The following is a 12,964-nucleotide window of genomic DNA, read 5'->3' as shown; positions in this document are numbered from 1 at the left end:
CAGCATCGGCTCAAGCCCTTATTGCGGTGGCAGGGGCGGCTCGTTCGTCGGCTGCGTAGGCACTATGCGCGGTGCAGGAGTAGAAGGCGGCGCGTCGGGATCGTCCGGCAGATCCGGCTCGATGCCGATGTCTATGCCCTCCGATCCCAAGTCGATGTTCACATTTCCAAGCTCGGTGGAAAGGCTGACATTGGCAATGGAGTTCACGATGTCGCCGCCATCTTCGGGCAGGACGACGTCGGAACTGGGTTCATCGATCGCGCGCGCCATGAAGTCGCGCCACACTCGCGCAGGGACACCGCCGCCCGCAAAGCCCGGCAGGGGAGTGTTGTCGTCATTGCCGATCCAGACGGCCGTCACCAGCCCGCCTGCATAGCCGACGAAGATCGCGTCCCGGTTGTCCTGTGTCGTCCCGGTTTTGCCAAAGGTGCTGGTGCGCAACGCGGCGGCAGTACCCGTGCCGCGATTGGCAGCGGAGGACAGCAAGTCCCGGATCATCTCCAGTTCGTCTTCGGGCAAGGATTTCTGCCGCTCCATCAGCGATGCGACCCAGCTGCGCTCCTCCGGCGGGAGGCCATGCGCCTTGACGGGATACGCCCCTGCAGCAATCGCTGCATAGGCTTGCGTCAACTCCAGGATCGTCACTTCCGACGTGCCGAGCGCACTGGAGAGGTTTTCCGCTATCGGGCTGGCGATGCCAAGCTCCTGCGCCACCTTGATGACATTACGGATGCCGACTTTCTGGGCCAGCCGCACCGCCGCCACGTTGCTGGACACGGCGAACGCCTGACGTAGGGTGATCCTGCCGCGATAGCGTCTGTCATGGTTGGACGGGCGATACTCTCCTTCGGTGATCGGCGTATCGTCGATCATGTCGTCGGGAGTCATGCCCGCGCGGAAAGCGGCGAGATAGACGAACAGCTTGAAGGTCGATCCCGGCTGCCGCTTCGCCTGCACCGCTCGGTTGAAGGCGCTATCCTTGTAGCGCTTGCCGCCCACCATGGCGACAACGGTCCCCTCCGGCGTCATTGCGACCAGGGCAATCTGAGCCTTGCCCAGCGGGGCGCGCCGCGCAGCGCCCTCGGCCTGTTTTTGCAGCCTGCTGTCCAGCGTAGTCACTATGTCCTGTGCGCCATAGACGGCGCCTGCCCGGTCCCGCGCTTCCGGCAGCACCCAGTCGGCGAAATAGGTGCCGCTCGTCGCTTCGGGAGTCTTTCGCACGTTCAGCCGGGCCGGGCGAAGGGCATCTTTCCGCGCCTGGCCGATGTAGCCCGCTTCCACCATGGCCTGCATCACCAGCGCGGCCCGCTCGCGTGCGCCAGATAAGTTCGATGTCGGCGCCAGCCGGGAAGGCGCCTTGAGCAAGCCCGCGAGCATGGCTGCCTGCGGGATCGTCAGATCGTCGGGGCTGCGATTGAAGTAATGCTTGGCCGCCGCACGCAGTCCATAGACATTGTCGCCGAAGTAGACGTTGGACATATAGCGTTCGAGAATCTGGTCCTTCGTCAGCCACGCCTCCAGCCAAAGCGCGATCATCGCCTCACGCAGCTTTCGCCCTGCGGTGCGGTCGCTGTTGAGGAACACGCCCTTTGCCAACTGCTGCGTGATCGTGCTGCCGCCCTGATGGGTGCCGTGAATGGTGTTGCTCCACAGCGCACGGGCAATGCCGCGCGGATCGATGCCCAGATGGCTGTAGAACCGCCGGTCCTCAATCGCCATGAAGGCTTGGGGAACATGCTCCGGCAATTCCGCGATCGTGACCGGCCGGTCGATGATCGCTCCCTTGCGGGCGATGACTACGCCGTCCGCCGACTTCAGCGTGATACTGGGTGGCGCTATGGGCTTGAGCGAGCGGGAAAGGGGTGCCGTGATCGCCAACCACGCCACCAGCGCCATGAAGATGGCGAGCATGGCGGCGAACACCCAGCCGGCAATGCGCACCCTCTTGCGCCAGGGCGTGCGGGAGGGAAAGCTACTCGGCGGCCCCTCGCCGAAACCTGCGGAGGACGGCGGCGGGACGCGGTCGGAAATCGGTTCGGGAAAAGATGTCATGCAGAATGTCTGTACTGTGTTACACAAGCCATACAGTCAAGTCTTCCGGAAGTTTGTTTCTGCAAGTACGGCGCGCGTCCGTTTTCCAGCGATAGCGTGGTACGTCGGTATAATCCACGATCAACCACTCCGTTGCACCCCATGAGCATCTACAGGCGTTTCCTGTGTCGCAACTATCCGGGCTATGCGATGGAAAGCCGCACTTCGTTGAGGATCATGACGTGAACCCATTCCAACGCCTGACATCCTTCTGGCGTGACAGCATCCGCGTAGACGCTCGGCTGTTGCTTAGCTTTCTTGCCATATGCCTCGCGCTGTTCGTATTCGGCAAGCTTGCGTCGGAGGTGATGGAGGGAGACTCCATGGCGCTCGATCACGCCATCATCTCGGCGCTTCGGGTGCCGGGCGATCCGGATACGCCAGTTGGACCGCGCTGGTTCCTGCTTTGCGTGCGGGATATCACCGCACTGGGTGGATGGACCGTGCTGACCCTCATCACGGTAGCAGTGGCAGGGTTCCTCATGGTCGCGCGGCGGCGTGCGACCGCGCTGTTCGTGGTGCTCGCCATCGCAGGCGGGGCCACCCTCAGCACGATCCTAAAATCGCTGTTCAATCGTCCCCGCCCCGATGTGGTTGCGCATCTGGTGGACGTGCATTCCACCAGTTTCCCGAGCGGTCACGCGATGAACTCGGCCATTGTCTACCTGACGCTCGGCGCATTGCTGGCACGCACGCAGCAGGTTCGGATATTGCGGATCTATCTGTTGTCGGTGTCGATCACGCTTGCCCTGATGATCGGGGCGTCGCGCGTGTATCTGGGCGTCCATTGGCCAAGTGATGTTCTTGCCGGATGGATGGTGGGTGCAAGCTGGGCAGTGCTGTGCTCGCTATTGGCGAGGCGCCTGCAACAGAGCCATACGCTGGAGCCGGGCACTACGCCCAAGGTGCAGTAGATGACCGGACGGCCACTAACTGCCGCTGAGAGAGCCTTGGCAAAGAGCGTGTTCGGGAACGCGATCGACCTTGACCGCGTGCGACTGCACCATCGCAAATGGTGGCCCTTCCAGCCACGCAACGTCACCATGGCGCCGCGCGGCGCGATCCATTTCCATCCGAAAGGCCACAGCTATTGCGACTGCTTTGCCAGCAACAGCATCGCGATGCAGGGGCATTTGATCCACGAACTGGTGCACGTGTGGCAACATCAACGCGGCGTCAATCTGGTGCTGAAGCGGCATCCCTTCTGCCGTTACAGCTACACCATCAAGCCGGGCTGGACGCTCACGCGCTATGGCATCGAGCAGCAGGCGGAGATCGCCCGCCACGTTTTCCTGATGCGGCACGGCGTCGCCGTGCCCGGCGCACCGCCGCTCGCGACGCTCGAAAGCATATTGCCTTTCGGCACTGGCTGAACACGGCGCAATCGGCAGTTGACGTACAGGGGCGAAACGTTCGATCAGGAGCAGCCTCAAGCCCGAAGGACCTGCATGCCCGATCCCGTCCCACCGGCACCGACACAGCGCAGCCGCCTTTTTGCGATCTTCGGCGGCTCAGCGGGCAATCTGGTCGAATGGTATGACTGGTATGTGTACTCGGCCTTCGCACTGTATTTCGCGCCGGTCTTCTTCCCGAAGGGGGATCAGACGGCGCAGTTGCTGAATACCGCCGCGGTCTTCGCAGTGGGCTTTCTGATGCGTCCGATCGGCGCTTGGATCATGGGCGTCTATGCAGACCGGCATGGGCGCAAGGCGGGGCTTACGCTCTCCATTGGCCTGATGTGCGGCGGTTCGCTGTTGATCGCGGTCGCGCCTGGCTATGCGGCCATCGGATACTGGTCGCCCGCGCTGCTGATCCTCGCGCGGCTGATGCAGGGCCTCAGCGTAGGCGGCGAATATGGGGCAAGCGCCACCTACCTGTCGGAAATGGCGAGCCAGAAGCATCGCGGCTTCTTCTCCAGCTTCCAATATGTGACGCTGATCATGGGGCAATTGCTGGCGCTTGCCGTGCTTCTCGTTCTTCAGGCGACGATGAGTGAGGCGACGCTGGAGGCATGGGGATGGCGCATCCCGTTCCTAATTGGCGGCGCTCTGGCCGTCAGTGTGCTCTATCTCCGGCGGCGGCTGATGGAGACGCAATCTTTTCACGCGGCGAAAGAGCGCGAAGGGCCGAAGTCCGGCATGTTCGCACTGTTCCGCCATTATCCGGGGCAAGCGCTGCTCGTTATCGCGCTGACTGCAGGAGGCACGCTCGCCTTCTATGCCTATTCGACGTACATGCAGAAATTCCTGGTGAACACGTCGGGGTTCAGCCGCGAGACGGCCACTGCCATCATGGCCTGCGCGCTGCTCGTCTACATGGCTTTGCAACCGCTGGTGGGCGGGCTGTCCGACCGGATCGGGCGTCGGCCGATCATGATAAGCTTTGGCGTGTTGGGCGTCGCCGCAACGGTATGGATATTCCGGTCGCTGGAGGCCGTGCGCAATCCCATAGAGGCATTCTTGCTGGTCCTCCTCGCGCTCGCCATCGTCAGTGGCTACACCGCGATCAACGCCGTCGTTAAGGCAGAGCTGTTCCCAGCGAACATTCGCGCTCTGGGCGTCGCGCTGCCCTATGCGATAGCCAATGCGCTGTTCGGTGGAACCGCCGAATATGTCGCTTTCTACCTCAAGGACATCGGCATGGAGTCGCTATTCTACTGGTATGTCACCGGCATGATCGGGGTGTCGCTGATCGCCTATCTCTGGATGCGCGACACCAAGCGGCACAGTCTTATCGACCGCGACCTGGACTAAAGCTGCAGCACCTCTTTCACCCAGTCGGGAACCAGCACACTCGCCGGACCTGTACGTGTCTCGTCGAAGTAAATGCTGCCCGCTGATGAATCGAGATTGAGTTCCAGCGTCCGCGCTCCGATATGCCGGGCGGTCTGCACGAACCCGGCCGCGGGGTAGACTGCGCCCGACGTGCCGATGGAAACGAACAGATCCGCATCCCGCAGCGCCGCGTCGATCCGGTCCATCTCATAAGGCATTTCGCCAAAGAACACGATGTCCGGGCGCAGCGCCGGTGCGTTGCAGAAAGGGCAGGGCGTCTCTGGCGGTAGCGCGTCGTGCCACGGCTTGGACGTTCCGCAGGCAGCACAGAGCGCCGACATCAACTCGCCATGCATATGCAGCATCCGGTTGGCTCCGGCGCGCTCATGCAGGTCGTCCACATTCTGCGTCACGATCAGCAATTCCCCCGGCCAGGCGCGGTCGAGTTCCGCGAGCGCCGCATGCGCTGCGTTCGGCGTCACCTCCGTCAGCTTCGCGCGGCGCTCGTCATAGAAGCGATGCACCAGCGCCGGATTGCGGGCGAGTGCTTCGGGCGTACAGACGTCCTCCACACGATGCCCTTCCCACAGCCCATCCGGCCCACGAAAGGTCGCAAGGCCGCTCTCGGCGGAAATTCCTGCGCCGGTGAGGATGACAATGTTGCGAATGTCTGGCATCCGCGCATCGAAGCATGAAGGCAGCAGAGGCGCAACAGCGATGACCGCGATAGGCATTTACGGTGCGGCAGGACGCATGGGGCACGCGATCGCCGCTGCCGCTACTGAAGCGGGCGTTGGCATTTCGGGCGGCGTCGATCGCGCGGGCAGCAGCGGCGAGATCGCACCTGGCATCGCCATTGGCAGCGATCCTCTCGCGCTGGCCGAAGCAAGCGGCGTGCTGATCGACTTCTCCTCGCCCTCTGCGCTGGGCGTGCATCTGGACGCCTGCATTGCCGCGCGCCGTCCGGTCGTGATCGGCACGACCGGGCTGGAGAGCGTGCATCACGCGCTGATCGATCAGGCGGCGGAACAGATCGCGGTGCTGCAAACGGGGAACACCTCGCTGGGCGTTAACCTGCTCGCGGCTCTCGTGGAAGAAGCGGCGCAGCGGCTGGGCAATGACTGGGACATAGAGATTGTAGAGATGCACCACCGGCATAAGGTCGATGCGCCGTCCGGCACTGCACTGTTGCTGGGCGAAGCCGCAGCGCGGGGGCGGGGCATCGCCCTCGGTGAGAACAGCGCGCGCGGTCGCGACGGCATCACAGGCGCGCGAGACGTCGGAAGCATCGGTTTCGCATCACTGCGCGGCGGATCGGTCTCGGGCGATCATCAGGTGATCTTCGCGGCCGAAGGCGAACGCATAGAACTTGGCCATCGCGCGGAGAACCGCACCATCTTTGCGCGCGGTGCGCTCAAGGCCGCGATGTGGCTCACGGCGCAGCCTGCCGGGCGATACGACATGAAAAGCGTGCTCGGCCTCTGAGCTGCGATGAAGAAGGCCGACATCTTCGAATTCTACCGGCGGCTGGCCGAAGACAATCCCGCGCCGCGGACGGAACTCGCCTATGGCAACGACTATCAGTTGCTGGTCGCGGTGACACTCTCGGCGCAGTCCACTGACGTCGGCGTCAACAAGGCGACCCATCGGCTTTTCCAGCAAGTCGAAACGCCCGAACAGATGGTGGCGCTGGGCGAGGAGGGCCTGAAGCAGCACATCAAGACCATCGGCCTCTACAATGCCAAGGCGAAGAACGTGATCGCTTTGTCGGAAATGCTGGTGCGGGATTTCGGGGGAAAGGTGCCGCAAGACCGCGACCCCCTCACCACGCTGCCGGGAGTAGGGCGCAAGACCGCCAATGTGGTCATGAACACCGCGTTCGGGGCGGAGACGTTCGCCGTAGACACGCACATCTTCCGCGTCGGCAATCGCACGGGCCTCGCGCCCGGCAAGAACGTGGTGGAAGTCGAGGCGAAGCTGGACAAGCAAACGCCCGCACCCTTTCGGCGCGACGCGCATCACTGGCTGATCCTGCACGGCCGCTACGTCTGCAAGGCGCGCAAGCCCGAATGCTGGCGCTGTATCGTCGTGGACCTGTGCCGCTACAAACCCAAGACGCCGCCTCCGGCCACGAAGGGCAACGCCGTCGCGACAATCCCATGAAGGATCATTTTGCCGCTGGCGCTGCCCCACCGCCTTTGCTAAGCGACCCCAACGGCGCATCGCCCAGGCACCCGTAGCTCAGCTGGATAGAGCGCTGCCCTCCGAAGGCAGAGGCCACAGGTTCGAATCCTGTCGGGTGCACCACTTTCACCTCAGTACCACTGTGGTCGCGACATAGGTCGCTGTGGGATGATTTTCTCAGGCAAATTCCGGTACTTACCGCCACCTCCTTTGCGGGGTGCGAAATGCAGACACTTTCGGCACGGTTCACTGGTTAGAATATGCCCGATATCTGGAATCCCTTTGTTGGTAGCCGCGAGATTTGTGAGTGGCCGGAACGAGAAGGGCGAGGCCATGGCCTCGCCCAGATGCATCAGACATGTAAGCGATCAGGTGATGCCGAACAGGGTCTCCTGCTCGGACCAGAGCAGCGAAAGGTTCTTGGTCCGTATCAACTCGGTGCGAGAAAGCGATGCCGGCTGCCGACCCTCGACGATGGCCGTGATGATCTTAGGCGATAGAAAGCTCGTCCGCAGCAGGTCGGCAAGATAGTGGCGACCATAGCCAAGCCTCTCGGCGACGGCATCGAAGGATCCGCCATTTTCCAGTTCACGCCGTGCCGAAAAGGCCTGTGCGATCAGCTTGAGCAGCGCGGCGTTAGGCGCTGGCATGTCTTCGTGCGCCGGCGGCAGCACTAGCTTGATCTGTCGGCCCGATCGGACGAAGCCGATGGGCACGGCGATAACCGGTGAGGCAAGGCCGGCATCGATGGCGCTGAGGTTTGCTGTGATGGTGAGATGCGCTTCGGAAAGATCCACGCGCGTGATCAGGGCAAGGAAGGCGCGCCGTTGCACATGCGGCAGGCCATGGATTTGCTCGATGGCATCGTTCCCCGCCTTCTTCAGCTTTTCGATGGCATCGCCTGACAACGCACCCGAGGCGATGCTGGCGGCGATGGCATCGTCAATCCCGCCCGCCAGTCTTGCCGCCACCAGCGTTTCGACGTCTGGTGCGCTGATGCGCCAGCAGGGTTCATCCCGATCATCGCCCTGCAGCGCCGAGACATAATAGCGATAGCGCTTGCCGCTTCGCGCTGCATGACTGGGTGACAGGCGACGGCCATGTCCATCCCATAGCAGTCCCGCGAGCGGACTGGGCTCATCAGCATTGACACCGTGGCTGCGCTCCACCCGTGCCTCAGCAAGCTGCTGCTGGACCTGGTCGAATAGCTCTGGCCCGATGATGCCGGTGTGCTCGCCAGCATAGATGCGGCCCTTATGAACGATCTCTCCGACATAGAGGCGGTTCTTCAGGATCGCGTAGAGCGCACCGCGGCTGAACGCGCCGCCGCCATAGCTGCGTCCATGCCGGTTCGTGCGCATGCGTCCATGGATACCCTGCCGCCGAAGCTCGGTCATAAGCTGCAGCGCTGAGCCAAGTTCGAGATAGCGCGTAAAGATCAGGCGCACGATGTTGGCCTCGTCCGGCGCGACGTGCAGCTTGCGCTCCTCCAGTCGATAGCCCAGCGGTATAACACCGCCCATCCACATGCCCTTGGCCTTAGATGCGGCGATCTTGTCGCGGATGCGCTCGCCCGTCACCTCACGCTCGAACTGGGCGAAGGAGAGCAGGACATTCAGTGTAAGCCGTCCCATACTGGTGGTGGTGTTGAACGACTGGGTCACCGAGACGAAGCTCGCTGAAGCGGCGTCGAGTATGTCGACGATCCTGGCAAAGTCCGACAGGCTGCGGGTGAGGCGATCGACCTTGTAGACGATGATGATGTCAACGCGCCCGGCTTCTACCTCGGCAAGCAGGACCTTCAATCCAGGGCGTTCCATCGTGCCGCCTGAATAGCCGCCATCATCATAATAGTTTGGCACCAGCGACCAGCCTTCATGCCGTTGACTCAAGATATAGGCGGCACAGGCTTCACGCTGCGCGTCCAGGCTGTTGAACGCCTGCTCCAGTCCTTCCTCAGTCGACTTGCGCGTGTAGATGGCGCAGCGCAGGGCGCGCGGCGCTGTGGTGTCGGTCTTACGCATCGGCCGTCGTCCTGGAGCGAGACGCAAGTCCGAAGAAGCGCGGTCCAGACCATGTCGCGCCGGTAATCAAGCGTGCGATGCTGCTGAGCGAGGCATAGTGCTGCTCGCGGTAGAGGAAGCCTTTCTCCAGCACTACCACATGGTGGCTGACGCCACCCCAACTTCGCACCAGCCTTGTGCCGGGTTTAATGCGGATCGCCGGACCAGACGTTGCCTCGCCGGTCCGGCCAAGCTCGCGGCATAGGCGCTCGATCTCGCGCAAGGTCGCTGGCCTATAGCCACCACCCGCTTTCTCCTGCAGCTTACCCGCAATGCCGCGACGGAGCAGGTCGGTGGTGAGCGATGCGGCAGGGGCCTTGTAGAGCTGCAGCCATTCTGAGCGCAGCTGGGCCGAGGAGAGGGAGGGAAGCGCGGCGACCCGCGCTTCCATGGCTGCCCGCTTCATGCTGCGACCTCGGCGTTGAGCGTGTAGCAGCTTAGCTCGTCGCGCTTGCCACGCACGATGGCGTGCCCCTTCTTGCGCAGGCCGGTCAGCGCTGCGCGCGTCGTATGCGGTAGCCAGCCAGTGGCGGTTGTGAGCTCGTCGAGCGTCGCGCCGCTCTCCCGGCGCAGGAGTTCGAGCACTTCGGCCGTCTTGGTGCGGGCAGGAGCGGGTTGGGCAGGGGCGGGCGCGTCAACTGCGGCCGAGGATGTCAGCACTTCGGCAGCAGGTGCATGACTTACTGCTGGGGGAGACGTAGCTGCCTGACCTTCATTATCATCCTCAGCAGGATCCACCGCTATAGCCGCTCGCCCGGCGTCGGTGATGACGACGCCAACCGCGCGATTGCCCACGGAGCGCCAAGCGTCGGCGCCGGGGGCAAGTTCTGCTTCTGCAGCAAGGCCGCGGCGGATCAGGGCTTCGACCGCTTTGCGGATGCGGGCAGGTCCCTCGCCCAGTGGCTCGGGCGGCGGCAGCAGGCTTCCATTGTCACGGCGTGCAGCGGTGGCAAGCAGCATCAGTTGGATGTCGGTCAAGCGGGTGATGCCAGTCATAGGTGGTCTCCTTGTGTCAGAGCAGCTGATGCTGCTCCCACCACCCAAAGCCCCGTGGGCCTCAAGCCATCGGGGCAGGGGCTTTGAGATCCAAACCCCGTGCGTTCAACATGAATAGCGTTCGCTCTGTTCGGCAGCGAAGTCGAATGGAAAAGCGACCGGTCAGTGCAGAAAGTGCATGGCCTTGAAAAAGCTGCATCTGGACTGCGCCGCGACAGTATCGCTTCTGGCGCGCAGGAGGCGACACCCCCATGCAAGACGACGACTGCAATGCGCTCAACAGTGCGCTGTTTGCGCTGCTCACCGCCAAGTTCGAGGATGCCGCAGCCTTTGCGGTTGAAGGGCAGGACCCACGCTGCCCACATACCGGTGACCTTGTGGTGCAGGTCCGCTATCTGGCAGAGCAGGCCATCAAGCTCATCGACGCCATCGACATGGTGGATAACAGCCGCTCTTGACCGGCACCGCGATCGCTGCTGGTGCCACAGTCATGGACCAGCCCGATCTCACCGCCATCGTCACCGCCGTTCTGGCCAAGGCCCCGCAGTGGATCCGGCATGATCTTGCTTCAACCGACGCAACCCTGCGCGTGCGCGCCGAGGAAAGCCTCGCGGCCATGATTGCCGCCGCGTTAGGTGCGGATCAAGGTGCCACTGGCTAAATGACATAGTCCAAGTCGAGCAGCGAATCGTCGGCTTTTCGGCGAGAGCTGGGACATTCGCGAATGTCGGCTTCGGAGCAACTATGTTAAGATAGCTGACATTCCCGGCGTTCTGCGTTGATGACGGCTGCCGCCAACGAAGCCGACGTTCCCCACCCGGGCGTTCGACATCGCGGAACAACAAAAGCTAAGCCGTAAGTCGACACGCAGCTCATGAGCTACAATTGCTAAAAGCCGACATTCGTACTGGCGTTGCATGACACAGAAGATGACACCCAGCTGTCTCTCCGCACTTCACGGTAGTAAACGTGAGTTCATGGGGTCGTCGCGGATAGCAGATAGATGTGTGTGCGTAGCGGTTCACGCGTGCATATTGGCATCGCACTCGCTAATGAAAGACAATGGCGAAGGGGCGGCGATGAAGGGCGATTGGGTTAAACATGGATCGTCGACCGCACCCGTCGTTGTGTTTATTCACGGCGTTCTGTCGAGTGGCGAAAGTTGCTGGCGGCACGCAAGCGGAGCCTACTGGCCAGACATTGTCGCTAATGATGCGGAGATGTTGGACCTTGGCGTCTACGTCTTCACTTATAGAACCGGCTTCTTTTCCGGTAGCTACCACCTGGCGGACGCTGTTGACGCATTAAAGGAACATCTCGCTCTCGATGGGATCACCGGTTCGGCGGGGTTGATATTGGTTTGTCACAGCATGGGCGGGATCGTCGCGCGCAGATACTTAGTATCGCGAGCCGCGGAGCTGATCGAGCGTCATGCACAGGTGGCGATCTTCCTTCTGGCATCACCTTCGCTGGGAGCGGACTATGCTGACTGGCTTAAGCCGCTCGCCAAACTCGTTGGACACTCTCAAGCAGGCGCTCTACGTTTCGCTCGATCTAATATGTGGCTGGCTGACCTCGACCGGGATTTTCTGAACTTGAAGGAGCAGGGTCGTCTCTCCCTTGTAGGCAAAGAATTGATCGAGGATCGCTTCATCGCTTTACGTTGGCTGTGGCGCAAACAGGTCGTCGAGCCGTTCTCTGGAGCCCGCTATTTTGGCGAGCCCTACAAGGTGCCCGAGTCAGACCATTTCTCAATCGCGAAAATTAATGATGAACATGCGGTCCAACATCGTCAACTTAAGCGCTTCGTAAGGGAATGGCGCCAGACCCACGTTAGAACGACGATCTCGACAGAGTCATCTAAGCATAGCAGCATTCAACCGGTAGGATCGGACGAACAGTCGTTACCTATCTCCATCAATGACACCGCTTCTGAAAAATTTCTATGCCTGAATCCGCATCTCGGGCCTTCCCGGACGGCAATTTCTGTCGTTGAGGAGGCTATTGTCCCCGCCCCCCACCTAATTCTAGAGGTAATTATGGGCGACCCAACAACTAAACATCTCATCGACCGCTTCTGGGATTTAGATGCAAGCCACCGGCGTGAGATCGCACTCGAACTCGGCCTGATCACGGAGGACGAGATCAACCTGCCTGAGCCGCAGCGCTACGGCATCGCCTTCATACGCGCATCGGAGCGCAATCTTCTCGACCTGCTGGAGCAGCTGGTCGATGAAAGAGAATGAGAAATCGGGAGCACGATCCAAATGCACAAAGACTTTCCGAAACTGTTCTCCGAGATCTCAATCGATGGCGACCAGAGGGATCTGCGTTGGGCGGCCATCGAAACCTACGCTCGCACATACACCACCGCGCGGATCGAAATGCTCGCCCGCCTCGCCTTTGGGACGAAGCCGCCGGCCGGAGGGCTCCAGCAGGAAGATCTCGCGACCGCGCTGACCGCCTTCCATAAGGTCTTCTCGGATGCGGATCCGGCCTTTGAGCCGGCGGAGCGGCAGGACCAGATCCTCGCGGCGGGGACATTGCTTCTATACTTCGGCACGAGGTCGATCGCCGCGATGGCAGTGACGAACACGGCCTGCGCGGGCGCGCGGAAGGCGGTGCTACCCATCGATCTCGTAACTGCCGCCGAGAATGAGATGTCGCGTCTCGCAGCCGTCCGCCGCAAGCGCCCGGACCTCGGCAAAGTCGAGATAGAGGTTCCAGATTTCTCGTTCGAGCCCGACTTCGCGGAGGTCCAGCCGAATTCCCCTACTACCTTTAACAGGTCGCGGAAAAAGGCTCTTCACCTGACCGTGTTGGCATGATTCAATGCCCTAAGCGAGATTTGAGGGG

General features: G+C 61.9%; 14 protein-coding genes and 1 tRNA gene. 10 read left to right on the top strand and 5 right to left on the bottom strand.

All coding sequences use genetic code 11. The features are described 5' to 3' along the window. Positions 1 to 18: 18 nt before the first annotated feature. The gene (locus QHC67_RS13495) at positions 19 to 2,052 is read right to left on the bottom strand and encodes a PBP1A family penicillin-binding protein (RefSeq protein WP_319295145.1); all 2,034 of its coding nucleotides are present in this window, start codon (positions 2,050 to 2,052) and stop codon (positions 19 to 21) included. Positions 2,053 to 2,273: 221 nt separating this feature from the next. Here QHC67_RS13495 and QHC67_RS13490 point away from each other — a divergent pair, with 221 nt between their 5' ends. From QHC67_RS13490 to QHC67_RS13480, 3 genes are all read left to right on the top strand, one after another. After that, positions 2,274 to 3,005 carry a phosphatase PAP2 family protein gene (locus QHC67_RS13490; protein ID WP_319295143.1) on the top strand — a complete coding sequence of 244 codons (732 nt, stop codon included), beginning with the start codon at positions 2,274 to 2,276 and terminating at the stop codon, positions 3,003 to 3,005. After that, positions 3,006 to 3,464 (top strand): vgr related protein, encoded by a 459-nt coding sequence (locus QHC67_RS13485; protein ID WP_319295141.1) that lies wholly within the window; start codon positions 3,006 to 3,008, stop codon positions 3,462 to 3,464. Positions 3,465 to 3,539: 75 nt separating this feature from the next. After that, the gene (locus QHC67_RS13480) at positions 3,540 to 4,844 is read left to right on the top strand and encodes an MFS transporter (RefSeq protein ID WP_319295139.1); all 1,305 of its coding nucleotides are present in this window, start codon (positions 3,540 to 3,542) and stop codon (positions 4,842 to 4,844) included. Here QHC67_RS13480 and QHC67_RS13475 read toward each other — a convergent pair. Then, the gene (locus QHC67_RS13475) at positions 4,841 to 5,542 is read right to left on the bottom strand and encodes an NAD-dependent deacylase (protein WP_319295137.1); all 702 of its coding nucleotides are present in this window, start codon (positions 5,540 to 5,542) and stop codon (positions 4,841 to 4,843) included. The two genes, QHC67_RS13480 and QHC67_RS13475, sit on opposite strands and share 4 nt — an antisense overlap. 40 nt (positions 5,543 to 5,582) lie before the next feature. Here QHC67_RS13475 and dapB point away from each other — a divergent pair, with 40 nt between their 5' ends. From dapB to QHC67_RS13460, 3 genes are all read left to right on the top strand, one after another. Continuing rightward, positions 5,583 to 6,350 (top strand): 4-hydroxy-tetrahydrodipicolinate reductase, encoded by a 768-nt coding sequence (gene dapB, locus QHC67_RS13470; protein ID WP_319295135.1) that lies wholly within the window; start codon positions 5,583 to 5,585, stop codon positions 6,348 to 6,350. Positions 6,351 to 6,356: 6 nt separating this feature from the next. Further along, the gene (gene nth, locus QHC67_RS13465) at positions 6,357 to 7,028 is read left to right on the top strand and encodes an endonuclease III (RefSeq protein WP_319295133.1); all 672 of its coding nucleotides are present in this window, start codon (positions 6,357 to 6,359) and stop codon (positions 7,026 to 7,028) included. A gap of 67 nt (positions 7,029 to 7,095) precedes the next feature. Next, a tRNA-Arg gene (locus tag QHC67_RS13460) sits at positions 7,096 to 7,172 on the top strand. A 245-nt stretch (positions 7,173 to 7,417) separates the two neighbouring features. Here QHC67_RS13460 and QHC67_RS13455 read toward each other — a convergent pair. The 3 genes from QHC67_RS13455 to QHC67_RS13445 are packed head-to-tail and all read right to left on the bottom strand — an operon-like array spanning position 7,418 to position 10,108. Further along, positions 7,418 to 9,073, bottom strand: coding sequence for a recombinase family protein (locus QHC67_RS13455; protein ID WP_319295131.1), 1,656 nt, complete (start codon positions 9,071 to 9,073; stop codon positions 7,418 to 7,420). Beyond that, positions 9,066 to 9,518 (bottom strand): DUF2924 domain-containing protein, encoded by a 453-nt coding sequence (locus QHC67_RS13450; RefSeq protein WP_319295129.1) that lies wholly within the window; start codon positions 9,516 to 9,518, stop codon positions 9,066 to 9,068. The genes QHC67_RS13455 and QHC67_RS13450 overlap by 8 nt, the downstream gene beginning before the upstream one ends. Further along, positions 9,515 to 10,108, bottom strand: coding sequence for a DUF3489 domain-containing protein (locus QHC67_RS13445; RefSeq protein WP_319295128.1), 594 nt, complete (start codon positions 10,106 to 10,108; stop codon positions 9,515 to 9,517). The genes QHC67_RS13450 and QHC67_RS13445 overlap by 4 nt, the downstream gene beginning before the upstream one ends. Positions 10,109 to 10,359: 251 nt before the next feature. Here QHC67_RS13445 and QHC67_RS13440 point away from each other — a divergent pair, with 251 nt between their 5' ends. The 4 genes from QHC67_RS13440 (at position 10,360) to QHC67_RS13425 (ending at position 12,936) form a co-directional block, all read left to right on the top strand. Next, entirely contained in the window at positions 10,360 to 10,566 is a 207-nt protein-coding gene (locus QHC67_RS13440) for a hypothetical protein (RefSeq protein WP_319295126.1), read from the top strand. After that, complete coding sequence (locus QHC67_RS13435) at positions 10,563 to 10,769, top strand: DUF6771 family protein (protein ID WP_319295124.1); 207 nt, start codon at positions 10,563 to 10,565, stop codon at positions 10,767 to 10,769. The genes QHC67_RS13440 and QHC67_RS13435 overlap by 4 nt, the downstream gene beginning before the upstream one ends. Positions 10,770 to 11,160: 391 nt before the next feature. Next, positions 11,161 to 12,354: an alpha/beta fold hydrolase gene (locus QHC67_RS13430; RefSeq protein WP_319295122.1), complete on the top strand. Its 1,194-nt coding sequence runs from the start codon at positions 11,161 to 11,163 to the stop codon at positions 12,352 to 12,354. 21 nt (positions 12,355 to 12,375) lie between these two features. Beyond that, on the top strand, positions 12,376 to 12,936 hold the full coding sequence (locus QHC67_RS13425; protein WP_319295120.1) for a hypothetical protein: 561 nt from the start codon (positions 12,376 to 12,378) through the stop codon (positions 12,934 to 12,936). Positions 12,937 to 12,964: the final 28 nt, after the last annotated feature.

Origin of the sequence: Sphingobium sp., from assembly GCF_033795625.1 — a bacterium.
Lineage (GTDB): Bacteria > Pseudomonadota > Alphaproteobacteria > Sphingomonadales > Sphingomonadaceae > Sphingobium.
The sequence above is the reverse complement of the archived record's forward strand: the minus strand, read 5'-3'. Positions and strand labels throughout refer to the sequence as shown.